This window comes from Halobellus ordinarius (assembly GCF_031823395.1).
Classification (GTDB): domain Archaea; phylum Halobacteriota; class Halobacteria; order Halobacteriales; family Haloferacaceae; genus Haloquadratum; species Haloquadratum ordinarius.
Window position 1 is genome coordinate 159274 of sequence record NZ_JAVQKJ010000002.1, and the last position, 26117, is coordinate 185390.

General features: G+C 65.6%; 24 protein-coding genes and 1 pseudogene. 16 read left to right on the top strand and 9 right to left on the bottom strand.

Features of this window, described 5'->3' with window-relative positions:
* Positions 1-143: 143 nt before the first annotated feature.
* The 3 genes from RJT48_RS01105 (at position 144) to RJT48_RS01115 (ending at position 2658) form a co-directional block, all read left to right on the top strand.
* Positions 144-809 (top strand): helix-turn-helix domain-containing protein, encoded by a 666-nt coding sequence (locus RJT48_RS01105; protein WP_345784727.1) that lies wholly within the window; start codon positions 144-146, stop codon positions 807-809.
* Positions 810-820: 11 nt separating this feature from the next.
* Complete coding sequence (locus tag RJT48_RS01110; RefSeq protein ID WP_425604686.1) at positions 821-1507, top strand: hypothetical protein; 687 nt, start codon at positions 821-823, stop codon at positions 1505-1507.
* A gap of 377 nt (positions 1508-1884) precedes the next feature.
* A complete protein-coding gene (locus RJT48_RS01115; protein WP_311170388.1) occupies positions 1885-2658 on the top strand; it encodes an SAM-dependent methyltransferase in 774 nt (257 codons plus the stop codon).
* Positions 2659-2713: 55 nt separating this feature from the next.
* Here RJT48_RS01115 and RJT48_RS01120 read toward each other — a convergent pair whose 3' ends face one another.
* Together RJT48_RS01120 and RJT48_RS01125 are read right to left on the bottom strand one after the other, a co-directional pair.
* Complete coding sequence (locus RJT48_RS01120; RefSeq protein ID WP_311170389.1) at positions 2714-3427, bottom strand: queuosine precursor transporter; 714 nt, start codon at positions 3425-3427, stop codon at positions 2714-2716.
* Positions 3420-3593, bottom strand: coding sequence for a ribbon-helix-helix domain-containing protein (locus tag RJT48_RS01125; protein WP_311170390.1), 174 nt, complete (start codon positions 3591-3593; stop codon positions 3420-3422). The genes RJT48_RS01120 and RJT48_RS01125 overlap by 8 nt, the downstream gene beginning before the upstream one ends.
* A 107-nt stretch (positions 3594-3700) precedes the next feature.
* Between RJT48_RS01125 and RJT48_RS01130 the strand changes: the two genes are divergently transcribed.
* Complete coding sequence (locus RJT48_RS01130) at positions 3701-4150, top strand: sulfite oxidase-like oxidoreductase (RefSeq protein WP_311170391.1); 450 nt, start codon at positions 3701-3703, stop codon at positions 4148-4150.
* A 27-nt stretch (positions 4151-4177) separates the two neighbouring features.
* On the opposite strand, the gene tatC (RJT48_RS01135) is transcribed toward RJT48_RS01130, so the two are convergent.
* Complete coding sequence (gene tatC, locus RJT48_RS01135; RefSeq protein WP_311170392.1) at positions 4178-6421, bottom strand: twin-arginine translocase subunit TatC; 2244 nt, start codon at positions 6419-6421, stop codon at positions 4178-4180.
* Positions 6422-7844: 1423 nt separating this feature from the next.
* On the opposite strand from tatC (RJT48_RS01135), the pseudogene tatC (RJT48_RS20715) reads away from it, so the two are divergent.
* Positions 7845-8615, top strand: a pseudogene (tatC, locus tag RJT48_RS20715) (twin-arginine translocase subunit TatC); the annotation flags it as partial.
* A 489-nt stretch (positions 8616-9104) separates the two neighbouring features.
* On the opposite strand, the gene larE reads toward tatC (RJT48_RS20715), so the two are convergent.
* Entirely contained in the window at positions 9105-10097 is a 993-nt protein-coding gene (gene larE, locus RJT48_RS01145; protein ID WP_311170393.1) for an ATP-dependent sacrificial sulfur transferase LarE, read from the bottom strand.
* Between the two features lie 109 nt (positions 10098-10206).
* Here larE and RJT48_RS01150 point away from each other — a divergent pair, with 109 nt between their 5' ends.
* The 5 genes from RJT48_RS01150 (at position 10207) to rpiA (ending at position 15282) form a co-directional block, all read left to right on the top strand.
* A complete protein-coding gene (locus tag RJT48_RS01150) occupies positions 10207-12255 on the top strand; it encodes a MutS-related protein (protein WP_311170394.1) in 2049 nt (682 codons plus the stop codon).
* Positions 12256-12393: 138 nt separating this feature from the next.
* Positions 12394-12909: a cytochrome b N-terminal domain-containing protein gene (locus tag RJT48_RS01155; RefSeq protein ID WP_311170395.1), complete on the top strand. Its 516-nt coding sequence runs from the start codon at positions 12394-12396 to the stop codon at positions 12907-12909.
* Between the two features lie 45 nt (positions 12910-12954).
* Positions 12955-13266, top strand: coding sequence for a hypothetical protein (locus RJT48_RS01160; protein ID WP_311170396.1), 312 nt, complete (start codon positions 12955-12957; stop codon positions 13264-13266).
* Between the two features lie 68 nt (positions 13267-13334).
* Complete coding sequence (locus RJT48_RS01165) at positions 13335-14459, top strand: ORC1-type DNA replication protein (protein ID WP_311170397.1); 1125 nt, start codon at positions 13335-13337, stop codon at positions 14457-14459.
* A gap of 130 nt (positions 14460-14589) precedes the next feature.
* Positions 14590-15282, top strand: a complete 693-nt coding sequence (gene rpiA / locus RJT48_RS01170) for a ribose-5-phosphate isomerase RpiA (protein WP_311170398.1) — start codon at positions 14590-14592, stop codon at positions 15280-15282.
* 121 nt (positions 15283-15403) lie between these two features.
* On the opposite strand, the gene RJT48_RS01175 is transcribed toward rpiA, so the two are convergent.
* On the bottom strand, positions 15404-15571 hold the full coding sequence (locus RJT48_RS01175; protein WP_311170399.1) for a DUF1931 domain-containing protein: 168 nt from the start codon (positions 15569-15571) through the stop codon (positions 15404-15406).
* A 255-nt stretch (positions 15572-15826) separates the two neighbouring features.
* On the opposite strand from RJT48_RS01175, the gene larB reads away from it, so the two are divergent.
* The 4 genes from larB to RJT48_RS01190 all read left to right on the top strand — a co-directional run bounded on the left by larB (position 15827) and on the right by RJT48_RS01190 (position 18298).
* Complete coding sequence (gene larB / locus RJT48_RS01180; protein ID WP_311170400.1) at positions 15827-16588, top strand: nickel pincer cofactor biosynthesis protein LarB; 762 nt, start codon at positions 15827-15829, stop codon at positions 16586-16588.
* Positions 16589-16747: 159 nt separating this feature from the next.
* Positions 16748-16897 (top strand): DUF7563 family protein, encoded by a 150-nt coding sequence (locus tag RJT48_RS20720; RefSeq protein ID WP_425604687.1) that lies wholly within the window; start codon positions 16748-16750, stop codon positions 16895-16897.
* A 199-nt stretch (positions 16898-17096) separates the two neighbouring features.
* Positions 17097-17951: a 5'/3'-nucleotidase SurE gene (surE, locus tag RJT48_RS01185; protein WP_311170401.1), complete on the top strand. Its 855-nt coding sequence runs from the start codon at positions 17097-17099 to the stop codon at positions 17949-17951.
* 62 nt (positions 17952-18013) lie between these two features.
* On the top strand, positions 18014-18298 hold the full coding sequence (locus RJT48_RS01190) for a GIY-YIG nuclease family protein (RefSeq protein ID WP_311170833.1): 285 nt from the start codon (positions 18014-18016) through the stop codon (positions 18296-18298).
* A gap of 30 nt (positions 18299-18328) precedes the next feature.
* Here the strand turns inward: RJT48_RS01190 and RJT48_RS01195 are convergent, their stop codons facing one another.
* Together RJT48_RS01195 and RJT48_RS01200 are read right to left on the bottom strand one after the other, a co-directional pair.
* Positions 18329-18673 (bottom strand): carboxymuconolactone decarboxylase family protein, encoded by a 345-nt coding sequence (locus RJT48_RS01195; protein WP_311170402.1) that lies wholly within the window; start codon positions 18671-18673, stop codon positions 18329-18331.
* Positions 18674-18719: 46 nt separating this feature from the next.
* Entirely contained in the window at positions 18720-19256 is a 537-nt protein-coding gene (locus RJT48_RS01200) for an NADPH-dependent FMN reductase (protein ID WP_311170403.1), read from the bottom strand.
* Positions 19257-19552: 296 nt separating this feature from the next.
* Between RJT48_RS01200 and RJT48_RS01205 the strand changes: the two genes are divergently transcribed.
* Complete coding sequence (locus RJT48_RS01205; RefSeq protein WP_311170404.1) at positions 19553-20926, top strand: phosphoglucomutase/phosphomannomutase family protein; 1374 nt, start codon at positions 19553-19555, stop codon at positions 20924-20926.
* Here the strand turns inward: RJT48_RS01205 and RJT48_RS01210 are convergent.
* Positions 20919-21386, bottom strand: a complete 468-nt coding sequence (locus RJT48_RS01210) for a GNAT family N-acetyltransferase (RefSeq protein ID WP_311170405.1) — start codon at positions 21384-21386, stop codon at positions 20919-20921. The genes RJT48_RS01205 and RJT48_RS01210 overlap by 8 nt on opposite strands.
* Positions 21387-21411: 25 nt before the next feature.
* Positions 21412-21633, bottom strand: a complete 222-nt coding sequence (gene samp2 / locus RJT48_RS01215; RefSeq protein ID WP_311170406.1) for a ubiquitin-like small modifier protein SAMP2 — start codon at positions 21631-21633, stop codon at positions 21412-21414.
* A 140-nt stretch (positions 21634-21773) separates the two neighbouring features.
* Between samp2 and RJT48_RS01220 the strand changes: the two genes are divergently transcribed.
* A complete protein-coding gene (locus RJT48_RS01220) occupies positions 21774-26045 on the top strand; it encodes an LAGLIDADG family homing endonuclease (protein ID WP_311170407.1) in 4272 nt (1423 codons plus the stop codon).
* The last annotated feature ends 72 nt before the right edge of the window (positions 26046-26117 follow it).

Consider the following 26117-nt stretch of genomic DNA (forward strand, 5'->3'; position numbering starts at 1 on the left):
GCGCCTCGAGTAACCTGTGTCTCGGAGACGATACCGCTCACCGGTGGTGAATCGTTTCTTTCCCTATTCAGGATTCGCCGATGGATTCATTAGTTATCATCTCGTTCGAGATAACAAGATAGACGATGACGACGGCCGACTTTATGGATCCCACCGCTGCGAAGATCGTCTTGGCGGCACATCGAGGGGACTCTATCAACCGTATATCGAATAAGATTGGTACGTCGTATTCGTGGGTTTACGACTGGATCACTCGATTGGACGACAAAGAAATTATCTCAAATACAGATAACGGAGTTCGAGTCCGTGACTACGAGATGCGACGGCGCTACGAGGAGATGATGGGGACGCTGTACAGCCGCGACGAGGTTTCGCAGGAAGACGCGTACGTGATCCCCCACTTCGCCGGAATGGAGTTCGCCTACACTGAGATTGACGCCGCCTACGTCTGGACGCACGGCGGATTCCAGATCGCCAGAGGCCACGACGACTATCCCGTGTTTATCGAGGTTCACGAGCGCGACGTCGATCGGTGGATCGAGTTCTTCGAGCGGTTCGGGGTCGATACGACCGTGGGTGAACGCCCGGACGCAACCGATATCGACGGGAGCGTCCACTACGTCTTGTTCCCACAGAAAGCAGAGATCGACATTGAGTGGGTCGACGGCAACCCCGTGATTCCGCTGGACGACGCGGTCAGTCAGCTGATGGAGACTCGGCCGGCGTACGATCCGGCGTTGGAGATAATCGCCGACGAGTACGACGTGGATATCGACCCGGGTCACCGTGACCAGATGACTGCCGACTGAACGAGTCACCAATGAGTCTCCAGGAGCGTCAAGCCGAACTCATAGACACACACCGAGCCGTACAGGACGATGACCTACCGTACGTACTCGTCGGAGGATGGGCGATCTCGGCGTTTCAGACCCGTTTCACTACTGACGTCGATATGGTGATCCCTGAAACAGAACTCGACGCGTACGACACCCTCCTCACCGAGTTGGGATACAGCAAAGCGTTCGATAACGACGTGGCAAACGTATACGAGGGACGAATCGTCCGGTACGAAAAATCAGTTGGCGACAACGCGGTCGAATTTGACGCACTCGTCGGCGCACTTCGCTGTCGGCAGACCGACGCAGAATGGTCGTACCGCTATCTCCACGAACACAGCATCGTCGAGTCGCTCGAAGTAGCAGAGGGTCTGACAGCCCGGATTCCCGAGCCGGCGCTGCTGTTCGCGCTCAAGCTCCACAGCGGTCGGCTCGCGGATGCGCGGGATCTGGTGATCGTCGGCTCCGAGGTAGATCTCGACAGCATCGAACAGCACATCCATCGCGGAAATCTGAACCAGTTGGCCGAGCAAATCGAACGCGTGCTGGCGGAACTCGAGCGCGACGAGTTCGCGGACTCGTTCAAGGGTGTGTTCCAGCAGAAGGAACTCCCGGAGGACAACATCGACGAACTAATCCAGTTCTTGGGAACCCGGCTCGACAGACGCTGATAGAACGACGGAACGCACTTCACTCACATACCTGTCGACGGGCGAGATCGATGCGAGCGTGTGTCACATCACGGATTTCGACGGACTTCGGTATGCCGTCCACAGGCAGGGTGCAGTCATCTCGTGGTTCGTTGACTAGGCGCGCACCGAGGTGTTTGCTGCTATCGTAGCGTTTGCAAGTCTTCGCTCACACGATCGCACGACAGCGTGCGATCGGATGAGTAATCAGTTGCAAACGCTACTATAGGGCTGGCGAGGTCGGCGCCGTCGACACCATCCGATGTGCCTTTCCGGTTCGACGGCGTCTCTTCCGGTATGAACGCAGATTCGCCCGCGACTGCCGCGCGGAACGCACCCCGGAGTCCGGTGAGCGACGTATGACGCGCAAAGACGAATACTACAACAGGGCCAAACAGGAGGGCTACCGCTCCCGTTCGGCGTACAAACTCAAGCAACTCGACGAGGCAGCTGGGCTGTTCGGGCCCGGAAACACCGTCGTCGATCTCGGCGCGGCGCCCGGGGGCTGGCTGCAAGTCGCCGCGGAGGCCGTCGGTCCCGAGGGCACCGTCATCGGCGTCGACTTCCAGCGCATCCGCGATCTCGACGCCAAGAACGTCGAGACGATCCGCGGCGATATGACCGACGAGGAGACGAAGGCGAAACTCCGCGAGCGGATCGGCGAGAAGGGAGCAGACGTCGTCATCTCCGACATGGCGCCGAATATGACCGGCGAGTACTCCGTCGATCACGCCCGCTCGGTGCATCTGGCCCGGCAGGCGTTCGAGGTCGCCTGCGATCTGCTACCCGCCGGCGGCGACTTCGCCGCGAAGGTGTTCGACGGCCGCGACCTCGACGCGCTCCGCGAGGAGATCGACGCCGAGTTCGAGTACGTCCGGTCGATCCACCCCGAGGCGTCCCGGGACTCCTCTTCGGAACTGTATCTGGTCGGGAAGGGGCGCCTGACCGCGCCGGTATCGGAGGGCGAGGAACGCGACGTCGTCGTCGACGACGTCGGCAGCGAGGGCGACGGCGTGGTCAAGATCGACGGCTACACCCTGTTCGTTCCGAACACGGAGACCGGCGACTCGGTCCGGGTGCGCGTCACCGACGTGAAACCGAACTTCGGGTTCGCCGAAGTCGTCGACGGCTGATTCGTCGACGCCTCGGCGGTCAGACGGTTCGGATAGCGAGTCACGTCCGACTCGCTCAGTCGGCCACCCACGGGTCGCGGTCGGGGTCGATCCCCGACCCGCCGAAGGCGGCGACGACGGCGTAGACGAACGGCGTGTCCACCAGCGCGATCAGGAGCTTCAGCAGGTACTGGCCGACGATCAAGGAGAGAATCACCGGAACCTCGAACGGATCGCCGAACCCGAGTACCCGCGGGGCGAGGTAGAACGCGACCGTGACGAAGAGCACCGTATCGATGGCCTGGCTCGTCGCCGTCGAGGCGATGTTCCGGAGCCAGAGCATCGACGGGCCGGTGACCTCGCGGATGCGGTGGAAGACGAGCACGTCCCAGTTCTGACTCACCAGGTACGCGAGCAGGCTCCCGAGGACGATGTTCGTCCCGGGCGCGAGCACCGCACGATACTGGCCGGCCGCCTCGGGGTTCGCCGCGGGCGCCAGGATCGTACTCCAGACCAGCAAAAGGAGGACGAAGTTCATCGCGAACCCGACGTTGACCATCACCTGCGCCGCTCGCTGACCGTACAGCTCCGAGTAGCAGTCCGACGCGAAGAACGTCAACGCGTACGCCAGGGCTGCGCCCGGCAGGATGATACTCGCTCCCGTCACCGGCAACTCGGTGGGGAGGCCGAACATCAGGAGCTTCGACGCGGTCAACTGCGCCGTCGTCAGCGCCGTCACGAAAAGCGCCACCAGCGCGATCTGGCCCGCCTGGACGCGCCCCTCACTCATCGTCGAGCCTCCCGTGGCGGGAATCGATCTCGTCGAGGATGTCGAGCGTCTTGCGGATCGACGCGCGGACCGCGTCGCTGCGGTTGACGAATTTCCCCCCGTCGCCGACGTGGTCGTCGAGATCCTCCAGCAACTCCGCCGGGATCTCGACGCTTATCTTGGGCATACCTGGGGATTCCCCCGAGAATATTTAGGTGTTCGCTCTCGTCGCCACCGCAATCGGGGAATCGGGGCAGACACTATATCCACGGCCGACGGAGGAGCAATCGACCGATGACCACGACGCCAGCGGCGTACGTCACCATAGCCGGTGAGAGTTCCGTTCGGATTCCCGTCCCGCTTCCGGCGGACCACGGGTACGAGACGACGACCGTCGAGGGAGCGTTCCAGTGTTCGTCGGGTGAACTCGTGGCCGAGGGGTGGACCGGCCTCGCCGTCGGCGCACTGCTTTTCGCCGCCGACACGCCGGACGACACCACGCACGTTCAGGTGGAGGGCGCGGACGGCTTCACCGTCTGTGTCCCGGTCGGGACCGCCCTCGACGGCGTGCTCGCCTTCGGGGAGGGAGCGCGCGCCGTCGAGTCCAGACCGCGGTTCGCGGGGCCCGGCATCTCCGGCACGCGCACGGTGAAAGGAGTCCGGCGCATCTGCCCGATCACGCTCGATCCGGGTGAACACCCCGAAGCGTGGGAGGACCTCAAACTCCCCGCCGCCGACGAGTAGGGCCGAACGAGACGAGAACAATCAGTATCAGACGTCGACGCTTCGGGGCGGAGCCAGATCCCGCCGCCCGCCGAGCGTGAGTACGAACAGGACCCCGAGTCCGATCCCGTAGGCGGCCATAAGCGGGATGGTCACGAGGAACATCGTGAGCACGTCGGCAGGGGTGAAAAGCGCCGCGACGGCGAGAATCCCGACGGTCACCTCCCGCCAGCGGCCGCGCATCGTGCGGTAGCCGATCCCGGCGCTGTTGAGCAGGATCATCAGGATCGGCACGTCCGCGAGGATGCCGATGCCCGCCGTGGTGAAGAAGATGAGCCAGAAGAAGTTGGTGATGCGGTAGGCGATCACCATATTCGCCTGGACGGCGTCGTTGACCAGCCACGAGATGACTCCCGGCGCGATGGTCGTGTAGCCGAGGACGAATCCGCCGAGGAGGCCGGCGGCCAGGGCACCCGTCCACACGAACACCGCCCGGCGGCGCTGGTTGATGAGGTTCCGCTCTCTGAGCGCCGGCCACGCGTAGTACGCGATCAGCGGGGCCGTCACGATTCCCGCGATGATCGTCGAGAACTTCACCTCGAACACCAGCGCCTCCATCGGATGGAGGGCAACGACGTTGAGCACGTCCTCCGGGGTCACCTGTGCGGGCAGGCGGCTGAGGAAGTCCTCGTAGACGCGCTTGATCCCGCCCGTGTACAGCCAGCCGAACGTACCGGCGAGGACGAGCATAAACACCCCGACGACGCGGAAGGCGTTCGAGGTGACCGAATCGAGAATAAAGGTGAGGTCGGTGTAGTAGCCGCCGATGTCGTCCTCGTCGTCGTCCTCACCCGCGGCTGCTGCCTCGCCGTCGACAGTTCCAGCAGTCTCGGCTTCCTCGTCGTCGGAGAACGCCTCGAAGAACGCGTTGCTCGCGCGGGAGGCCCGATCGCCGATCGATCCCGTCGCGCTCTGTTTTTCGGACACCGTCTCACCGGATGCCTGCTCGCCCTCCGCCGCCGAATCCGCCTCACCGTCGTCGGCCTCGTCGAAGCGGTCGACGATGGCCTGCGCTTTCGCTTTCTCGCCCGCATCGAGCGCGTCGCCGGCGGCGTCCATCGCCTCGGCCTCGTCCATCGCCGCGAAGACCTCCGGGGGTGCAGCGCGGACGCCGTCGGCGTCGAGGTCGGCGACGTCGATCTTCGTTGGATCGCCCACGCCGGCCTCGACGATCGCGAGATCGTCGAGATCCTGATACACGAAGTAACCGATCGCGACGGCCGCTGCAGCGAGCGCGGCGAGGAGCACGTACACGCCGAGCACGACCGACGACGACGGCGCGTAGACGCCGTACTCGCTCCCAATCGCGTCGAGCCCCTGATTGACGTAGCCGACGCCGCCGCGCTCGAAGAAGGCGTAGACCACCACGCCGCCGAGGACGGCCGTTCCGGCGATGGCGTTCCAGTGGCGCTTGACCGTCCCGGGCACGTCCATCTGTTCGCTCCCGCGGCGGGCGGTGGTGACGACCTTCGCGAGATAGAGACTGACGCCGTAGAGCGCCAGCACGGGAATCGCCCACATAACCTGGGTGAACGGGTCCGGCGGCGTGAACAGCGCTCCGACGGCGAAGACGCCGACGACGGCGTACCGCCACTTGTCGCGGAACGTCTCGTAGGGGACGATCTCCGCGTAGGAGAGGGCGGTCATCGCGAGCGGTAACTGGCTCGCGAGACCGAACGAGGCTGTCAAAAGGAAGATGAACTGCGCCCACTTGACGATCGAGTAGGTCGGCGAGAAGCCCGCGGCGATCGCGTTGCTGGCGAGGAAAGAGAACGTAAAGGGGAAAAAGACGTAGTAGCCGTAGGCGACGCCGGCAACGAAGAGCGCCACCATCCCCAGCAGGATGAGCGATAGCTGCCAGACCGGGACCGGAGACGAGGGCCACAGGTCACGCTCTTTCAGCGCGTCACGGGAGAAATAGACGAACGAGGGGATCGCGAGCACGACGCCGACGACAAGCCCGATCTTCGCCTGCAGGAGGATGACGTCGAACGGCGTCTGGGCGATTATCGAGACCTGGCCGCTTATCGCCGCCGACATCTGCGCTCGTGTGACCGACTTCAGGAAGTCCCAGACGTAGAGACGGAGCGCGTAGAACGTGCCGAGAAACCCGACCAGGAAGAAAATAAACACCTTCTGGAGGTCCTTCTGCGCGGCTCGAAGCATCGCGCCAGCGGTCTCTCGACCGGCGTCGAGCGTCTCCCTGGTATCGTCGTCGAGCGCGCTGGACATAGATGAACTCAACCTGTTCGCGGTTATCAATCTTTTCGACCACGCGTCGCGTGATGTTGTCCCCGCGAGTGCCGCTGTGCGGACGATCGACCCCCGAAGCAGCGACCCACCGTTCTCCGGGGCACTGGGGGGACTACAAGCGAACCGATGCGGAAAGGCCTATAAGAACCGGGCGGCGATTCTCGGGTGAATGGCCGACGATCCGGAGCAGGGGGACGAGGCGCCCGACAGCGACGCCGAAGCCGGTCTCTCCCCTGCGGACGACTCCGAGACCGACGCGGCCGACCCCGTCGAAGACGACGCTCCCGAACCTGACGCCGACACCGACAGCGCGGACACCGACGATGCGGACTCCGAGACGGACCCATCCGCGGAGGAGTCGGACGCGTCGACTGTCGAGGAACTGCGAGCGGACGCGGGGGCGGACGATTCGATCGAAACCGCTGACGGTACGGCGGGCGGTTCGGACGACGATAGCGACAGTTCAGACGGCTCCGCCAGCGGTAGCGGCGAGGATACCGAGTCCGTTGGGGGCGATTCCACCGAAGAGACGGACGAGGATTCGACCGGCGAGTCAGGGGAGGAAACGGAGCGTGAGCCGCCGGCGGACGAGCCGGCCGGCGAGGACGAATCGGAAGCCGCCGCCTCGGATGACACCGACGAAAACGAGGCCGACACCGACGCTGACTCGGATGGCGCTGTCGACGAGGGAGTTGACAACGAAGTCGACGATGCGGACGACGAAGCCGCCGATGCCGACGACGAAGTCGACGATGCCGCCGATGCCGACGACGAGGTCGACGATGCCGCCGATGCCGACGACGAAGCCGCCGATGCCGCCGATGCGGACGACGAAGTCGACGATGCCGCCGATGCCGACGACGAAGCCGCCGATGCCGACGACGATGCCGCCGATGCCGACGACGAAGCCGCCGATGCCGCCGATGCGGACGACGAAGTCGACGATGCCGCCGATGCCGACGACGAAGCCGCCGATGCCGACGACGAAGTCGACGATGCGGACGACGAAGCCGCCGATGCCGCCGATGCGGACGATGAGGACGACGCTCTCGATAACGAGACCGAGTTCGCCGACGGGGAGGACGAAGAGACCGACGCACCCGACGAGGACGAAGACGCCGCGGACGACGAACTGACCGACGAAGCCGGGGAGACCCCCACCGGTGACTCTACGGACGGCGATACCGAGGACCTCTTCGCCTCGCTGGACGCGTCGGCGGACGGCCCCGAAGACGGCGACGAAGACGAGGCCGACGAGTCGTCGGACGCGGCCTCATCGGCGGCTGCGGACGAATCCGCGGCGGGGACGGACGGCGGAACCCCGGCGAGCGTCGACGACGTCGCCACCGGCGCCGTCGACTCGCCCGGCCAGCTCGTCGACGCGGGCGACACCTTCGAGCCCGACGGTCCCGAGAGCGACGAGGAGATGCCGCTGGCGGACCACATCGAGGAGATGATCCGCCGGCTGGCGGTCGTTCTCGGCATTGGCGGGGTCATCACGCTGCTTCTGTACCCCGGTGCCGACCTCGTGAACTCGGCGTTCGGGCTCGATCTCGTCAGTTCGACGGAAGTCATCGACTTCCTCTGGAACACACACGTTCCCGGCGCGCCGGAACTGACCGATCGGCGGCCGCGGGTCTACGGCCCGCTGGAACTGCTGTTGACGGAGCTGAAGGTCGCCGCGCTCGGCGGTCTCATCATCGGGCTGCCGGTGTTCGTCTACGAGACGTACCTGTTTATGCGACCGGGGCTGTATCTCCGGGAGCGCCGTTACTACCTCGCGGCGGTGCCGACGAGTCTCGTCCTCGCCTTTATCGGGATCGCCTTCGCGCACTTTCTCGTGTTGCCGGCGATCTTCGCGTACTTCACCTCTTATACGACCGGAACCGCGATCGTCGCGTTCGGTCTTAAGGAGACGTTCAACCTCATTCTCATCCTGATGGGCTACAACGCCATCATCTTCCAGATCCCGCTTTTCGTGATGCTGGCGATTATGATGAATCTCGTCACGCGCCAGTGGCTCGAAGACCGGCGGCTGCTCTTCTGGGGGACGTTTCTCGGGCTCGCGTTCCTCGTCAGTCCCGATCCGACCGGGATGGCGCCGATCATCATCGGCGCGACGATGATCGGACTGTTCGAGGGGACGCTCCTGGCGCTGCGGTGGACCGCAAGCGGGTCGCTGATTCCCACCGCGGAGAAACTGTCGGCCCGCCGCCCCTATGCCGTCGCACTCGCGGCGCTCGTTGCCTACCTCCTCAGCCCCCTGCCGGTCCCAACGGGGTACTTCGACCTGCTGCCTCCGGTGGTCGTCGAGACGCTCGCGGCCAACGACCTCACGGTGTACACGCCCCTGTTCGTCGCGGGCATCCTCGTGGGTGTCTTCGAACTCGTTGCGCTCCTCCTGCGCCGCTTCGGTCGCTCGGAGCGGGCACTGCGGGCTCGTCTCGCCGTCGATGACGCCCGCCGTCCGGTGTGGCTGCTCGCCGCCGTCGTGGGCTATCTCGGCAGTCCCGACCCTGTCGTGCTCCGGTGGGCCGCCGAGGTGACCCTGCGCCCGGCGCTGGCCGGCGGGATTGCGGTCGTGCTGGTACTCGGCTACGAGGCGCTTCGCCTCCTGCTCGCCTCCCGTGAGGACCGTGGGACCTGAGCGCCGAAAGCGCTCCTATTTGTCGATCGGGTAATCGGCGTCGAAGACGTTCTCGACGACCGGTTCGCCGCCGTCCCCGTCCGCTCGTTCGTCGTCTAGACTGACGCTGCCCGTTCGATAGCCGTGGAGATCCAGCGTCACGTGCTCGAATCCGAGGTCCGACAGCCGGTCGCGGACGGCGACGACGAAGTCGTGGTCGAGTGCCGCATCGAGTTCTTCCGTAGCGATTTCGATGCGGGCGAGGCCGTCGTGATCGCGGACGCGGAACTGCGAGAACCCCCACTCTCTGAGTGCGTTTTCGGCCCGCTCGACGCGGGTGAGCCGTTCCTCGGTGACGTCCAGTCCGGTCGGGATGCGCGAGGAGAGACACGCCATCGAGGGCTTTTCGGCCACCGAGAGCCCGGAGGCGTCGGCGATGGCGCGGACCTCGGATTTCTCGATGCCGTGCGCCGAAAGCGGCGAGCGGACGTCCAGTTCCTCGACAGCCTGGAGCCCCGGCCGGTGGCCCGAGCCGTGGTCGGAGGCGTTGGTGCCGTCACAGACCGTTTCGATGCCCAAGTCGGCGGCGGCCTCGTACATCCGGCCGAGGCGCATCGTCCGGCAGTGATAGCACCGGTCGCCGTCGTTCGCGACGAAGTCGGGATTGTCCAGCTCGGAAAATTCGACGATTTCGTGGCGGATGCCGATCTCGGCGGCCACGCGCCGGGCGTCGTCGAGTTCCGCCGCCGGGAGCGTCTCGGATTTGGCCGTACACGCCACCGCGTCCGCACCGAGGGCGTCGTGAGCGAGTGCGGCCACGACCGAGGAGTCGACGCCGCCGGAGAACGCCACGAGGACGCCGTCGCAGTCGGAAAGCGAGTCGCGGACGGCGTCGGCCTTCGCTCGGATCGTCGGGTCGAGAGCGCCGCTCGCTGCTGCCGACCCGCCGTCCCGGTCGGTCCCACCGTCCGCACCGCTGTCGCTGGCGTCGACGGCGGCGTCCGGATCCGCATCCGGCTGTGATTGCATACCCGGGCTATCGCGCGCAGCGACAAAAACACGTTGCCGTCGGCCAGAGGCGACGACGCGCCCGCAACACCCGTAACGTTTTGACGCGTCGGGAGTGAACGGCTCTCGAATGGAGTTCGAGGCGATCCCGGGCGTCGGCACGAAGACGGCGGCGGCGCTGTCGGAACTCGAAGACCCGGAACGGGCGCTCAGCGAGGGCGACGTCGCCACCCTGGCTCGCGCCCCGGGGCTCTCGGAGGGGCGCGCGGCCGCCGTCGCCCGCGGTGCGATCCGGCGGCGACACGACGACGGCGGCGGCTTTCTGGCGACCGATCGGGCGCGTGACATCTACGAGGACGTGCTGGACCTCCTCCGCGACCGGACCGTCACCGACTACGGGGCAAAGCGCGTGGCGACGTTCTACCCGACGCACTCGGCCTCCCGGATCGCCGAGGTGCGGGAGTTCGTCGAGCGCGCGACACGGCGAGATCCCGAACCGGCAGTCATCGAGGCGCTCGACGGGCTGGAACCGCTCGCGCCGCCGCCCACGCGGCGGGTCCGCGACCGCTGTCTCGCCACCGCCGACGCCGAGCGCTTCGCCGCGGCCGAGGAGGCGTTCCCGGAACTCTCCGTGGAGGTCGTCGACGACACCCGCGATCTCGCCGAACTCGCCCGCTCCTACGCGACGGTGATCGCCCTCGACGAGCAGTTCGCGGGCGTCGACGTCGACGGCGACGTCCGGGTCCGCCCAGACGCGATGGCGGAACCGGACGAGATCGTCCCCGAACGAGTGCTGGCCTTCTTCGCCGAGAACCGCTCGCGGATCCTCGCGGCCGCGAGCGTTCACGAAGCGGCCGATCTCGACCCGCCGTGTGACCTCGACGTGCTACGCGGCGCGCTCGATCGGCTGGCTGCGGACGGTACCGTCGTCGGCGACGCGGAACTCGACCGGCTCGTCACCGCTGTCGACGACCTCGACGCGGCGGTCGCCACTGCCGAGTCCGTCGCCAACGACCGGCTTCGCGAGGCGATCCGCGAGCGCGACGTGACGATCGAAGGGACCGACTTCCTCTCCCTGGTCGAGCAGGGCGCCCGCGTCGACTCGTTGCTCGGCCGGGAACTAGACGACGAGTACGACGACGCCGTCGCTGCGGCCCGCGAGCAGCTCATCGACGCCCTCGATCTCCGGCCGGAAGAAGCGGATTTCGCCGAGCGGGCGTTCCCCAACGACCCCACGTTTCCGGTCGAACACGAGGAGTCGGTGGTCTCGCGGCTCCGAACGGAGCTGAAGGCCGCTCGCGACCGCCGGGCGGCCCGCCTGAAGCGCGAACTCGCGGCCGACCTCTCGGCGCTGCGGGAGCCGGTCGAGACGCTCGTGCGCGACGCGCTCGAACTGGACGTCGAACTCGCCGTCGCGCGATTTGCTGAGGATTTCGACTGTGTGCTGCCGGTATTCGTCGACGGGCTGGAGGCGGACGCGGGTGCGGACCTGGAGGCGAACGATGCCTCGGCGACCGCGTCCGCGATCGCCGTGGGCGACGCCGGGTTCACGATCGAGGACGGTCGCTCGCCGCTCCTGGATGTCCCCTTTTCGGATGTCGAGCCGGTCGACTACGGCGTCTCGGGGGTGACGCTCCTCTCGGGTGTCAACTCAGGCGGGAAGACGTCGACGCTGGATCTCGTCGCGCTCGTGGTCGTCCTCGCCCAGATGGGCCTGCCGGTCCCCGCCGAGCGCGTCGCACTCGAACGCTTCTCGGAGTTGCACTACTACGCGAAGACCCAGGGCACCCTCGACGCCGGGGCCTTCGAGAGCACGCTCCGGGACTTCCGCGAACTGACCGACGGGGCGGCGAACCGACTCGTCTTGGTCGACGAACTGGAGAGCATCACCGAACCCGGCGCGTCGGCGAAGATCGTCGCCGGCATCTTAGAGGCCCTCGACGACCAGGCGGCGACGGCCGTCTTCGTCTCGCACCTGGCGGGGGAGATCCGCGAGGCCGCCGGCTTCGACGTCGCGGTCGACGGCATCGAGGCGCTGGGCCTGGAAGACGGCGAACTCGTGGTGAACCGCTCGCCGGTGAAGAATCACCTCGCGCGGTCGACGCCGGAGCTCATCGTCGAAAAACTGGCCGACGGGGACGAATCGGGCTTCTACGACCGGCTTCTGGAGAAGTTTTGAGCGGCCGTCGGCCCTCCGCATCCGACCGGTGGCTGATCCCGCACGGCTCTTTCGAGGGGAGACTGCCCTTCCGCAAGGCCGCGGCGGGGACCCGAAAACATAGACGTCTCGCTTGGCTTGTTTCGCTGTGGTCCCGCTATGAGTCGATCGAACCCTCCACATCGGACGCTGAAGGTGGCGCTGATCGGTCTGGTCGCCGTCCTCTCGGTCGTCGACGTCGTCGTACTCGCCGCGGCGCCGACGACGTCGCGAGCGGAGTTGCTTCGACTCCTGCTGGCGATCGGCGCGTTCGGCGTGCCGTTCCTCGGCTTCCTCCTCGGATTCGCAGAGAGACCGCTGTACGCCGTGGGTGGCGCCCTCTCGCTCCCGTTCGTAGCGTTGTACGCCTACACCGGGGTGTTGCTGCCGTGGACGCAGCTCTCGTTTTTCCTTGGGCAGTTCGGACTCGAACTGCTGCTCTCCGTCCCGGTCCTGGGAGAACCGCTTGCGACGGCTCTGTTCGGCGGTTTCACGCTCGGGCAAGCGACGCTGCAGGCCGCATTTCGGTATCACTACGCCATCGTTGCACTCGCTTTCGTCGGCGTTGCCGCTGCCGCCGGAACAGTCGGTTTGCGACGGCTCGTGTCCGTGCGATCGGGAGACTCTCCAGAATAGCTGCCCACCTCGTGGCTTTTTTGCGCTGCGCTTCGATCGCTCGGTATGGTCTCCGGTGATCCCTCCCGCCCCTCCGCGAGAGCCGACTCGGACGAACCGTTCGACGACGGCGTCGACGACGCCACGTACGACCTGATCTACCGCGCGACCCGCGATGCGATCTGGGATGTGGTCGGGACGGCGACGTTGATCCTGTTTTATCTGGCGCTTTCGGCGATCGGCCTCTCGATCGCGGTCGGCGGCGTCGGCCAGTCCCTTCGCGGACCGGCGCCGTCCGGCGCTCTCGTCGTCGGTGCCGCCGGGCTCGGAATCGGGCTGTTCGCCGCTCTCCGGACCTATCGGCTCGTCACCGAGTGACTGGGGCTGCGCCGTGCCGACCCCCCGCTGGGGAACGGTTAAGTGGGCGCCTTGCCGTGTTTGAATCGATGAGGGACGACCCCGACGAGGGGATGCTGTCGTGGGACGAGACCGTCTTCCGCGACGAACACGTCTTCGAGATCGACTACGTCCCCGAGACGTTCGAGCACCGCGAGACCCAACTGGAGAGCCTGAAGTACGCCCTCCGGCCGGCGGTCCGCGGCTCGCGACCCCTGAACACGATGGTCCGCGGGCCGCCCGGAACGGGCAAGACCACGGCGGTCCAGAAGCTCTTCGGCGAACTCGGCGCCCAGACCGGCGTCCGGACCGTCCGGGTCAACTGCCAGGTCGACTCCACGCGTTACGCCGTCTTCTCGCGGATCTTCGAGCACATCTTCGAGTACGAACCGCCCTCTTCGGGGATCTCGTTCAAGAAGCTGTTCGGGCAGATCACCGACCGCCTCGTCGAGGAAGAGGAGGTGCTCGCGGTCGCCCTCGACGACGTGAACTACCTGTTCTACGAGAACGAGGCCTCCGACGCCCTCTACTCGCTGCTCCGGGCGCACGAGGCGCATTCGGGGGCGCGCATCGGCGTCATCGTGGTCTCGTCGGACCTCACGCTCGACGTCATCGAGGAACTCGACGGCCGCGTGCAGAGCGTCTTCCGGCCGGAGGAGGTGTACTTCCCGGTCTACGACGTCGACGAGATCGTCGACATCCTGCGAGAGCGCGTCCGTCGCGGCTTCCACGACGGGGTCGTGGGCACCCAGGAACTCGATCGCGTGGCCGAACTCACCGCCGAAAGCGGCGACCTGCGCGTCGGGATCGATCTGCTGCGTCGTGCGGGGCTCCACGCCGAGATGCGCGCAAGTCGTACCGTCTCCGTCGAGGACGTCGAGGCCGCCTACGAGAAATCGAAGTACGTCCACCTCTCGCGGAGCCTTCGCGGCCTCTCGGACCGCGAGTGTGAACTCGTCCGCGTCGTGGCCGAACACGACGGCGACCAGGCCGGCGACGTGTACGAGGCGTTCCACGAGGAGACGGGCTTAGGCTACACCCGCTACTCCGAGATCGTCAACAAACTCGACCGTCTGGGCATCGTCGACGCGGATTACGCGGAGATCGAGGGCCGCGGCCGCTCGCGGTCGCTGTCGCTCGCCTACGACGCCGACGCCGTGCTGGAACGGCTGTAATCGATCCGCGTGCCGGCGACACAGTATCGAACGCTGTAATCGGTCCGAATCGGCGGCGAACCCCGATAGGGATCCGAAACGGGCGACCGGGAGCGGAAGTTTTGTGCCGGCGCTCGTCGAGACGACGCATATGAAGACCACCGGCGGCACCGACGACCAGAAGCGACGCGCGGGTGAACGCGCCGCCGAACTCGTCGGCGACGGCGACGTCGTCGGGCTCGGCACCGGCAGCACCGCTGCGTACGCGATCCGCGAGATCGGGCGACGCGTCGACGCGGGGCTCGACGTCCGCGGCATCCCGACGTCGTTCGATTCTCGTGCACTTGCCCGGGAGGCCGGAATCCCGCTCCGTTCCCTGGCTGACGTCGACGGCGTCGACCTCGCGATCGACGGCGCAGATCAGGTGGACGACGATCTGCAAGTCATCAAGGGTGGTGGGGCGGCACACGCCCGCGAGAAAGTGATCGCTGCGGCTGCAGCGCAGTTCGTCGTCGTCGCCGATCCCTCGAAACCCGTCACGACGCTCCAGCGACCCGTCCCGGTGGAGGTGTTGCCCGACGCGTACGCGGCCGTCGAGCGGGATGTCGACGAACTCGGGGGAACGGCGACACTCCGTCGCGGCGAGGGCAAGGACGGACCGGTCGTCACCGACAACGGGAACCTCGTCCTCGACTGTGACTTCGGACCGATCGACGATCCCGAAGCGCTGGCAAGGGCACTGTCTCCGATACCGGGCGTCGTCGAACACGGCCTGTTTGTCAATCTCGCCGAGACGGTCTACGTCGGCACTGACGACGGCGTCACGGTTCGAAGGCGGGACTGACGGCTGGTCGGCGTCACGGTTCGAAGGCGGGACTGACGGCTGGTCGGCGTCACGGTTCGAAGGCGGGACTGACGGCTGGTCGGCGTCGCTACCGCAAAAAAACGGATCGGATCGTCCCGAGTTACAGGTCGCGGGGCTGCACCGTCTTTCGGTCGTTCTGTTCCGCGCGACGGGCAGCGTCTTCGAGAAGTTCGGTGACTTCCTCGTCGAGTGCACCGTAGAAGTCGGAGGCTACGTTCTTGTCGTCGAGCGCTTCTTTGACGGCCGCTTTCACAATAAGGTCTGCCATACAATACTCCCTATACCGGCCCTATATAAAAATATTTTCCAAAACGGCGGCGTCTCCGCCCCTGCGTGTCGTCTACAGGGTTTCCTATGGGAATGATTTATATACCGGGATCCGTAATACCCCCTGCCGCTCTATTTCCGACGCTCCGTCGCTGTGACGTCGCACATCGGGCAATCCCCCCCCCATACTCGGCTGCGAAAACTTCGTCTGCGACGAAGCGACAGGTACGTGACGCTCGGCCGCGGAAGGCTTGCTATGCGTGAAGTGCTCGAAGCCGTCGCAGCGGGCGATCTCTCCCCCGCTGCGGCCGAGCGCCGGCTCGCCGGGTACGTGACGACCGATGCGGGCCGATTCGACGCGGCTCGCGAGCGCAGACGGGGCGTTCCAGAGGCGATCCTCGCGGCCGGAAAGACGCCAGCGGAGGTCGCAGCGCTCGCGGCGGCCGCCCTGGAGGCGACCGGGCTGGCGCTTCTCACCCGCGTCTCCGAGGACGACGTCGCGGCCGTCGCCGAGGAGATTGACGCGTCGGTCGAACTGACCCACGACGAGCGTGCGCGGACGCTCGTGGCGCGGACGCCCGCCTCCGACCCGCCGACGCTGGATGCGACGGTCGCGATCGTGACCGGCGGGACAGCGGACGCGGCAGTCGCGGGCGAGGCTGCGGCCGTGCTCGAAGTGATGGGTGCGACTGTCGAGCGGCTCGAAGACGTCGGGGTCGCCCACCTCGGTCGGGTCATCGATCACCTCGACCAGTTGCGGGCGGCCGACGTTCTCGTCGTCGCCGCCGGCCGCGAGGGTGCGCTCCCGACCGTCGTGGCCGGCCTCGTCGACACGCCGGTGATCGGGATCCCGGTCTCGACGGGGTACGGACACGGCGGCGACGGCGCTGCGGCGCTGTCCGGGATGCTCCAGTCCTGTACGGTGTTGTCAGTCGTCAATATCGACGCCGGATTCGTCGCCGGGGCTCAGGCGGGACTCGTCGCTCGCGCGGTCGACGAAGCCCGACGCGGCGACTGAACGAGGATCTTCGGCCGTGTGCGACAATTGCAAACAAACGGACTGGTCTGGCGGCTATTTCTGGACGTTCGGGGGTCTCGCGCGCGTGCGCGGGAACCCATATAAGTGCCGCGCCCGTATCAGAGGTACCGGCATCTGGTGGCTGCCGGACACACATATATGCCAACCTGTGACCATTGCGGGTCACACGTCTCCGATCGCTTCGCGCGCGTGTTTGCCGACCAGAACGGGCGATTGCTCGCCTGTCCAAACTGTTCGGCGAACGCGGGGATCGCGGAGGTCGCACGGCGGCGCACCCGCACAGCGTGACCACTGAAGCGGACGCAGACCACCACGCGAAGCCGTGTTCCGCTTTCTCAGCTCGGGCGGGGTAACCCGCCCGGCGTCGCTACCAGGATAGCTCCAGCTCCGTCTCGGCTTGCCGTCCCACAGTACCCCTCTCACGTCGAAGCACTGCGTGTCGCGCCGGATCGGAAGGGATACCTGTCTCTCGGCGAACCTTCCATCGATGGGTCCCGAGATCCTCCTGACCAACGACGACGGTATCGACGCGCCGGGGCTCGCCGGGCTCCGGACCGAACTCACCGCCTTCGGCGACGTCACCGTCGTCGCGCCCGACGGCGACAGAAGCGGGGTTGGCCGGACCCGGAATCACACGACTGTCATCCGCGAGCACCCGTGGGGCTACGCTCTCACCGGGACGCCGGCCGACTGTGTGGCCTACGGTCTCCGGGGGCTCGACCCCGACTTCGACGTCGTCGTCTCCGGCGTCAACAACGGACCGAACGCCGGCAACTATGTGGTCGGACGCTCCGGAACCGTCGGCGCGGGCATCGAGGCGGCGTTTCTCGGCACGCCTGCGCTCGCGATCTCGGCGTACCATTCGACGGACTTCTTTCTCTCGCCACCCGAGGAGTACGACTTCGCCCGTCCGGCTCGGATCGCCAGACGGCTCGTCGAACGCGCGCTGGAGGCCGGCGTCTACGAGGATGTCGATCTGCTGAACGTCAACGCGCCCGTCGATGCGTCGTCGCCGCCGGTCATCCTCACCGAACCGCACCACGACTACGAACAGGACATAGAACAGGTCGATCCCGGGAGCGACGAGGCCGGCGACTTCGCCGACTGGGACCTGGATTCCGACGAGCGCCTCGTCCGCCTGCACGATGCGACGTGGCCCGGCGTGGTCGGTTGGGAGAATCCGTTTCCGCCGACGGAGGAGCATCGCCGCCGCTACCCGGTCGGGTCAGACCGTCGCGCGCTCGTCGACGCCGCGGTCAGCGTCTCGCCGCTGTCGGTGAAGCACGCCTCACCCGACAGCGCGGCTCTGGCGGAAGTCGTCGAGACGATCGACGTCGAGTGAACGGTACGATGACCGAACGCGATTCAGAGCGCGCGGCTACCGCGACTGACGGTGACGAGTCAATTGTCGATCAGGACGGATCGGGCGGTTCCGGAGGGAACAGCGGCCACTACGTCTACGTCCTGTCGTGCGCAGACGGCACCCTCTACACCGGATACACGACCGACGTCGAGCGCCGCGTCGCCGAGCACAACGCCGGCGAGGGGGCGAAATACACCCGCGGCCGGACGCCGGTCGAGGTGGTTCACATCGAGTCGTTCGCATCGAAGTCGGCTGCGATGTCCCGGGAGTACGATATCAAGGAACTGTCGCGTCACGAGAAGGAGCGGTTGGTCGGACTCGACTGAGGAGGGACTCCCTCCGGCGACACACCGACACTACTCGGCTCGCTCCGCTTCGAGTGCTTCGAGCGTCCGGTAGGCCTCGACGGCGTAGGTCATCGCGGGTCCACCGCCCATCACGACGGCGACCTTTAACGCGTCGACGATCTCCTCGTGCGTCGCACCGGCATCGAGTGCGCCATCGGTGTGCCAGAGGATGCAGTGATCACACCTGACGACCACCGAAATTGAAAGCGACATCAACTCTTTCGTCTTGTTGTCGATCGTCTCGGTTGCTTCTGCGGATTCGACGAACCCGACGAACGATTCGAGTTCCGGCGCCTCTTCGATCAGATCGCCCAGCGACTCCTTGAGGTCTGTGAGCTCTTGTGTGCGGGACATCACCCGAAACATCGTCGAGATAATATATATATCCCAAGTGAGGTTCTCACGACTTCGGATGTAACCGCCGCGCCTCAGCCACGACTGCCGCGGCCAGTTCATCGAGGCGCTGACGAAGGTCCCTATCGGTGAGCGTGTCGCCATCGAACTTCCTGGAAGCGCCCCGGATTCCGACCTGTTCGGGGACCGTGTGGCCGTGGACTCCTCGGACGGTACTCCGAAGATGTTCCAGCGTCGGGCCGTAGGAGCCGCCGCCGGCGGTCGCGACGAGACCGACCGCAGTATCCACGAACTCGTCTTTCGAGCAGTAGTCGTGGAAGTTGCGGAAGGTCGAGGAGTACGAGCCGTGGTAGACCGGCGAGCCGATCACGACCGCCTCTGCGTCGCGGACCTGGTGTTTCAGCCGCCGGGAGTCGCCCTGCTCGTCGACGTCGGGATGATACAGCGGGAGATCGACGGTCCCGAGATCGATCAGTTCCGTTTCTGCGCCCTCTTGGCGGGCGGCCGAGAGAACGACCTGCAGAGCCTTCCTGGTGGAACTTTGCTCGCGCCGACTGCCGGAGACCGCGACGACGGTGACCATCGTTCGCGTTCGGGGGCGGACAGCGAAAAGCCCGACGGCGCGACCGGATTCGCCCCGTTTCCGAAGACCGACGCTTCCCCTCGCAGGTAGCCCGGGACAGTTGTAGCGAACAGCCGGCACGACCGCTCCCCACGCCGACGTGCCGGGCAATCGCGTCCCGGCGCGGGGCTGACGTTACGTCACGGGGGCTGTGGTCCCGGCTTCGGTTATAAATCTGAGCCGGCGGATCACCGCTCCAGCGATGCCACGACTTCGTGCGCCGCACCTTTTTGTTCGACGCCGGAAACAGTCCGGATATGGACGCCATCTCCTTTGGCACGGACGGCTGGCGGGCGACGCTGGACACCTTCACTCACGACCGCGTCCGGATCGTGGGACAGGCGGTCGCCGACTATCTCACCGACCAAGGCCACGAGGACCCCGTCGTGATCGGCTACGACGCCCGCCAGAGTTCCGAGGGGTTCGCCGATTCGCTGGCGGACGTGCTCACGGGGAACGGCTTCGACGTCCTCCTCCCCAGGCGGGACTGTCCGACGCCGCTCGTCTCGTACGCCATCGTCGAGCGCGGGCTCTCCGGCGGGCTGATGATAACGGCGTCGCACAATCCCCCCGAGTACAACGGCGTGAAGTTCATCCCCGCCGACGGCGCACCGGCTCTTCCGGCGGTGACGGAGGCCGTCGCCGACCGGCTCCGCGAGCCGGTGCGCCGTCCTGAATCCGAGCGCGGGACCGTCAGACGGGTTGACCTCGTGACGCCCCACGCCGAACGCGCCCGGGAACTGGTCGACGCCGACCTCTCGGGGCTGACAGTCGTCCACGACGCGATGCACGGCTCCGGGCGCGGCGTCACCGACGAACTCCTCCGGGCGGCGGGCGCGGAGGTGCTCAACGTCCGCGACGATCGCGACCCCGAGTTCGGCGGCACACCCCCCGAACCGAGCGCCGAGAACCTCGAACCGCTCGTCGCGGCAGTCGACGACTACGACGCGGATCTGGGCGTCGCAAACGACGGTGACGCCGACCGCGTCGCGTTCGTGACGCCGGAGCGCGGCCACCTCGACGAGAACCTCTTTTTCGCCGCGCTCTACGACTACCTGCTCGAGTCCGACGCCGGCCCGGCGATCCGGACGGTCTCGACGACGTTCCTGATCGACCGGATCGCCGAGGCACACGATCAGGAGGTCTTCGAGACCCCGGTCGGGTTCAAGTGGGTCGCGGACGCGATGGCCGACCACGACGCCCTCGTCGGCGGCGAGGAGTCCGGCGGCTTCTCGATCCGCGGGCACGTCCGCGAGAAGGACGGCGTGCTGATGGGACTGCTCGGCGCCGCTGCGACGGCCGAGGAACCGATGGACGCCCGCGTCGACCGCCTCCTCGACACCCACGGCGACATCGTCTCCGACAAGATCAGCGTCGCGTGTCCCGACGCGGAGAAAGCGCGGGTCATCGACGAACTCGAAGACGTCCTCCCCGACCAGGTCGCCGACCGCGACATCGCCGACGTGGTGACGCTCGACGGCTTCAAACTCCTCCTTTCGGACGGCTCCTGGCTCCTGGTCCGCCCCTCGGGCACGGAGCCGAAGATGCGCGTCTACGCCGAGGCGTCGAGCCGCGAGCGCGTCGATGCACTGTTGGACGCCGGCCGCGACCTGGTCGAGCCGCTCATCTGAGGATGCCGCAGAGGCGGGTGTCACACTCGCGGATCTCGAATCCGAGGGCCGCGTAGAACGGGCGGACCTGCTCGCGGAACCGCGCGACGAGCGGGCCGTCTGCTCGTTTTGCCGCGCTGGCGACGAGCGATTTCCCGATCCCCCGGCCCCGACGGGACTGATGAACGGCAATCTGTTCGATCTCGGTCGGGGGCTCGTCGGGCTTGCACTCGTCAGCAGGCCACAGTGGCTGCTCCGCGTCCTCGCCGCTCGCGAGGATGGAGGCGCCGACGATCCGATCGTCCGGCGGCGACTGGTCTTCGGTGTCGCCGCCGAACCCCTCGACGACAGCGACCAGTGCGTCGCCCGCGCGGACCCGACGACGCGCGCGCTCGCGGTCGAATTCGAGCATCGCGGCGTCGAGTAGTCGGACGACGTCGTCGGCGTCGGCGGCGCTCGCTTCGCGGACCTCGTGGCTCACGTTCGGCGAAGGACGACAGAGCGGGTTAAACCCCGCGTGCCTCGTCCGCCCCGCCTTTGATGAGCCGGAGAATACGGATTTGGACGGCCTCGACGGGCTGATCCTCCGGCACGGGCGTCCCGTCGACCATCACCGACACCTCGTGCGGCGAGTAGCCGACCGCGCGGACGACGTCGGCGTAGGTGTCTTCGTCGCTGACGTCGACCTCCTCGGTGCCCTCGCCGACGACTTCGACGGTCACGCGCATACGTCGCCTTCGGGCGTGTCGGGCTTGCCGGTTTCGTTTCGGGGAGACGGTGTCGGCGGGCCGGGTCCCACTCGTGACCTCGCCCCCTGGGCCCGACGAAACGCGGGTGGTTTATGAGCCACCGGGACCCTCTCACCCGTATGAGCGAGGGCGACGCCTCGGCCGAGGCGAAAGCGGGACGCGAGATCTGGATCGAGAAGTACCGGCCCGAGAGCTTCGCGGACATCTACGGGCAGGAGGAGATCGTCGACCGCCTGCAGTCGTACGTCGAGCGCGACGATCTCCCCCACCTGCTCTTTGCGGGCCCGGCGGGCGTCGGGAAGTGTGTGACGGGGGAGACACCGGTCCTCACAAACCGCGGAATCGAACGGATCGATTCGATCGTGGGGGATATCGAGGGCTTCGGAGAACCAGCGTCTGATTTGAAGATCCTCTCACTCACCGATTCCAACGAGTTCGAGTACGTCCAGCCCTCTCACGTCTTCGGGAAGGAGGCGACAGAACTCCGACGCATCGAGACGCGGGACGGGAACACGATGGAGGTCACCCCCGAGCACAAGCTCCTCGTGCTGACGAAAAACGGTCTCACGTGGAAGACGGCAGACGATGTCACCGACGGCGATCGGATCGCACGACCGAGACAGGCACCGACTCCGTCCTCGGAAGGTACTGCCGATAGCGACCTGGACTGGCTCGGTGACGTCGACAACGAACGAATTCGCGTCCACGTCACGGCCGAGTTTGCGGCCGACGCCGGGTTCTCAGACACAACGATCTCCCCCGCGGAACTCCGTGCGCTGGACGTGGAGACCGACGCACTCAGATCTGGGATCCGATCGATCCAGTACGTCACTGCAAGAGGTAAGGCCTCACGTCCGATCACGCCGCCCTGGCAGGTGACCCCGGAACTGGCTCGGTTCGTTGGTCTCGCGGTCGCCGAAGCGCACATCGACAACGGCCGTGTCAAATTCTACAACACCGACCGAAACCTCTGCGATGCGTTCGATCGGACGGCACGATCTCTTTTCGATCTCGAACCCGACCGTGGAACGCAGAAGGGAGTCCCGTACGTCGCTGTTCGCTCGAAAACCCTCACACACTGGCTCAGTGCCGTGTTCGACGTGTTCGCGAGTGCGAGCGGAGACTCCGGAATCGGATCGGCGATCGCAGCGAGCGACGACGAGACCCGCGCCGCCTTCGTTCGAGCGATGTTCGATGGCGAAGCGTACGTTTCCGATAAAGGCATCATCGAACTGACACAGAAGAACGGCGACCACATCACGCTACTCTCGTATCTTCTTTCCACGTTCGGAATCCCGAGCCGTCGGGGAACCGAGATGAAAGCCGCCACGAACGGCACCGGTATCGAACGTGAGTATCACGTGCTGAGTATCTCAGGATCTCCGGCGATTCGGCGGTTCGCGGACGTGATCGGATTCAGTATCGATCGCAAACAGGAACGCATCGAAAAACACGCAAAAAAGAAGTCGAATCCAAATCACGATACGATTCCCCGACAGCGTGACGCTCGGCGGCTGTGTGAAACGCTGAACCTCCCGATTCAATCGTACATTTCGGACACACGTAATCCGGATAATCCGGGACGAAGTGCCCACCAGTCGGAACTCACGCGGATCGTTGGGGCAGCGACCCAGCGCATCGAAACGGCACAGGAGACTCTCTCGAGGGTCGAACAGCTCTCGGCCGAACTCGAACTCGCCACCGGAACCCCGGCCAAGTGGCTGGATGCGCGACAGACGCTGGAGCCGATCGAAACCCGACGCGAACTCTCCGCTTCGACTGGTGTCCGAAGCGATCGGTTACTCGAGTACGCGGACGGTCGGCGCACGCCGTACGCGTCCCGAGTGACTGGGCTCCTCTCGGAACTCGAAGGCGACGACGATACGTCGGCGATGTCGGGGGAACTCGGCCGTCCGGATCTCGACCACCTTCAGCGAGAGCTGTCCGCGTGTATCGACAGTCTCGGCGTGTCCTACGAGCGTATTGCGGAAAATACTGACATTCGCGGTACTGACGTGGGAGAACTCCTGACTCGCGACGACCACGCGCTCGGATCGCTCGTCAGGTTCGAGACCGTCGCACAGCGAGTCCGGACGTTGGCCACCGAGATGCTCTCGCTCGACGTGATCGAACGTCTCGATTCGCTCTCCCGAGTTGCGGATTCGGACCTCTACTACGACGAGGTGACCGGGACCGAAACGATCGAGGAATCCCGTCGGGTCTACGATCTCACCGTTCCCTCGTCGCGGAACTACGTCGCGGGGGAGGTCCCCACGGTGATGCACAACACCACCGCCTCAACGGTTATCGCCCGCGAAATCTACGGCGACCACTGGCAGGGAAACTTCCTCGAACTGAACGCCTCCGACGAGCGCGGTATCGACGTCGTCCGCGACCGGATCAAGAACTTCGCGCGGGAGTCCTACAGCCCGGGGTACGATCACACGATTATATTCCTTGATGAGGCCGACTCGTTGTGTGTCCCACCAGGAACTGAGGTCGTCGCCGGCTACCCTTCGTCGCCGGAAATCAAACCGATCGAGGAGGTAGCGGACGAGGGTGAGCCGATGCCCTCCGTCGACTTCGAGACGAACGAGATACAGTCAGACAAGGGGAGACTCATCGACTCCGGCGTCGCGGATTTCTTCGAAGTTGAACTGGAAGACGGGAGAACGATCCTCGCCAGCCTGAGCCATCCGTTCTTCGTGGTCGAAGACGGAAGGCTCGTCGAGAAGGAACTTCGAGAACTCAATCCCGGTGACGAGATAGCTGATTTCAAAGAGGAAGTTGGCGTGTCACGATGTGAGGTCTGTGGCGAATGGTCTACGGGTCGGTTCTGTTCCGTCGGGTGTAAAGACGAGGGACACAGCCGCGAGATGCAAGGCCAGGGTAACCCGATGTACGGGACAGAATGGTCGGACGAGCGGCGCGAGAAGATCGTGGAGAAGCTTTCAGACGGGAGATTTGCGGGCGAAAACAATCCGAACTACGGCGGAGAGTTCCACGGCGTTCACATCTGGGAGATGGACAAGGAGACGGTTGAGCGGTTCCGCGAGAACCTTAGTGAGATGCGGGCCGGGACTTCGTGGGAGGAGTGGGTTGTTGACGCTGATGCCGAGGCCGTGAAGAGCCAGATCGGTCGCAAGTTGTCCGAGTGGTGGAGTAACCTCGACGACGACGAGAGGGAGAGACTCATCGAAAAAAGTGTGGAAAACTGTGATTACCCGGTTTGTGACATTACCGGAGACAACAACCCGATGCGCGACCCCGAGGTCGCCCAGAAGGTTTCAGAAGCGCTGAAAGGACACAAACCGACAGGAGGCAACATCAGACACAGCGAAGAACTCGGACATCTGGTTCGCTCCGATTGGGAGTACGAGGTTGGGGTTGCGTTGCAAGAAGCCAATATCGAATACGAGTACGAACCCGAGTTCGAACTGTCAGATTCGGTCTTCCATCCCGACTTCCTCGTCGGTGATACCGTCATCGAGGTCAAGGGGAGCGCCGAACTGTGGGGACAAACTGAGAAAGTCCGGGAGTTCTTAGAGACGTACGGCGACGACTACACGTTCGTCGTCGTCGGTGACGAGGAACTCCCCCACGACGAACATTACGAGCGGAGCGAATTCGAGCCGGCGCTCGTCTCCGACGGTGGACGTCACCCCGTCCAGACAGTGGGAATTCGCAGCATCGAGTACAGTCACCGTGGGAAGGCGTACAATATCAGTATGGAAAAGACGCCCAACTTTATGCTTGCAAACGGTGTTTTGACCCACAACACCGACGACGCCCAATCTGCGCTCCGGCGGACGATGGAGCAGTTCTCCGACAACACCCGCTTTATCCTCTCGTGTAACTACTCCTCGAAGATCATCGACCCGATCCAGTCGCGGTGTGCCGTCTTCCGCTTCTCGCCGCTCTCCGACGACGCGATCCGCGGGCAGGTCGAGGACATCGCCGCCGCCGAGGGCATCGAGGTGACCGAGGACGGCCTCGACGCGCTCGTCTACGCTGCCGACGGCGATATGCGCCGGGCGATCAACTCCCTGCAGGCGGCGGCGACGACGGGCGACGTCGTCGACGAGGAGGCGGTCTACCTGATCACCTCGACGGCCCGGCCCGAGGAGATCGAGGCGATGGTCGAGGCCGCTATCGACGGCGATTTCGCGACCGCACGGTCGCGACTGGAGTCGTTGCTCGTCGACACCGGGATGGCCGGCGGCGACATCATCGATCAACTACACCGCTCGGCGTGGGACTTCGACCTCGACGAGCGGACGACGATCCGGCTGATGGAGCGGATCGGCGAGGCCGACTACCGGATCACGACCGGCGCGAACGAGCGAGTGCAACTGGAGGCGCTCTTGGCGTCGCTGGCGGCCGAGGAGTAGCGGTTTCTACCTCCGTTTCAGTCGGGCGATCCCGAAATCACCCGCCAGGGGCCCGCCACGCCTCCGCTTCCC

Bases quoted from the DNA above. Each gene is read 5' to 3' on its own strand.
- RJT48_RS01110 (WP_425604686.1), top strand. From the start codon at position 821: ATGAGTCTCCAGGAGCGTCAAGCCGAACTCATAGACACACACCGAGCC.
- rpiA (WP_311170398.1), top strand. From the start codon at position 14,590: ATGAAGACCACCGGCGGCACCGACGACCAGAAGCGACGCGCGGGTGAA.
- RJT48_RS01205 (WP_311170404.1), top strand. From the start codon at position 19,553: ATGGACGCCATCTCCTTTGGCACGGACGGCTGGCGGGCGACGCTGGAC.
- larB (WP_311170400.1), top strand. From the start codon at position 15,827: ATGCGTGAAGTGCTCGAAGCCGTCGCAGCGGGCGATCTCTCCCCCGCT.
- RJT48_RS01160 (WP_311170396.1), top strand. From the start codon at position 12,955: ATGGTCTCCGGTGATCCCTCCCGCCCCTCCGCGAGAGCCGACTCGGAC.
- RJT48_RS01130 (WP_311170391.1), top strand. From the start codon at position 3,701: ATGACCACGACGCCAGCGGCGTACGTCACCATAGCCGGTGAGAGTTCC.
- RJT48_RS01105 (WP_345784727.1), top strand. From the start codon at position 144: ATGGATCCCACCGCTGCGAAGATCGTCTTGGCGGCACATCGAGGGGAC.
- RJT48_RS01165 (WP_311170397.1), top strand. From the start codon at position 13,335: ATGAGGGACGACCCCGACGAGGGGATGCTGTCGTGGGACGAGACCGTC.
- RJT48_RS20720 (WP_425604687.1), top strand. From the start codon at position 16,748: ATGCCAACCTGTGACCATTGCGGGTCACACGTCTCCGATCGCTTCGCG.
- RJT48_RS01155 (WP_311170395.1), top strand. From the start codon at position 12,394: ATGAGTCGATCGAACCCTCCACATCGGACGCTGAAGGTGGCGCTGATC.
- surE (WP_311170401.1), top strand. From the start codon at position 17,097: ATGGGTCCCGAGATCCTCCTGACCAACGACGACGGTATCGACGCGCCG.
- RJT48_RS01115 (WP_311170388.1), top strand. From the start codon at position 1,885: ATGACGCGCAAAGACGAATACTACAACAGGGCCAAACAGGAGGGCTAC.
- larE (WP_311170393.1), bottom strand. From the start codon at position 10,097: ATGCAATCACAGCCGGATGCGGATCCGGACGCCGCCGTCGACGCCAGC.
- RJT48_RS01120 (WP_311170389.1), bottom strand. From the start codon at position 3,427: ATGAGTGAGGGGCGCGTCCAGGCGGGCCAGATCGCGCTGGTGGCGCTT.
- RJT48_RS01175 (WP_311170399.1), bottom strand. From the start codon at position 15,571: ATGGCAGACCTTATTGTGAAAGCGGCCGTCAAAGAAGCGCTCGACGAC.
- RJT48_RS01150 (WP_311170394.1), top strand. From the start codon at position 10,207: ATGGAGTTCGAGGCGATCCCGGGCGTCGGCACGAAGACGGCGGCGGCG.
- RJT48_RS01220 (WP_311170407.1), top strand. From the start codon at position 21,774: ATGAGCGAGGGCGACGCCTCGGCCGAGGCGAAAGCGGGACGCGAGATC.
- tatC (WP_311170392.1), bottom strand. From the start codon at position 6,421: ATGTCCAGCGCGCTCGACGACGATACCAGGGAGACGCTCGACGCCGGT.
- RJT48_RS01195 (WP_311170402.1), bottom strand. From the start codon at position 18,673: ATGTCCCGCACACAAGAGCTCACAGACCTCAAGGAGTCGCTGGGCGAT.
- RJT48_RS01200 (WP_311170403.1), bottom strand. From the start codon at position 19,256: ATGGTCACCGTCGTCGCGGTCTCCGGCAGTCGGCGCGAGCAAAGTTCC.
- samp2 (WP_311170406.1), bottom strand. From the start codon at position 21,633: ATGCGCGTGACCGTCGAAGTCGTCGGCGAGGGCACCGAGGAGGTCGAC.
- RJT48_RS01125 (WP_311170390.1), bottom strand. From the start codon at position 3,593: ATGCCCAAGATAAGCGTCGAGATCCCGGCGGAGTTGCTGGAGGATCTC.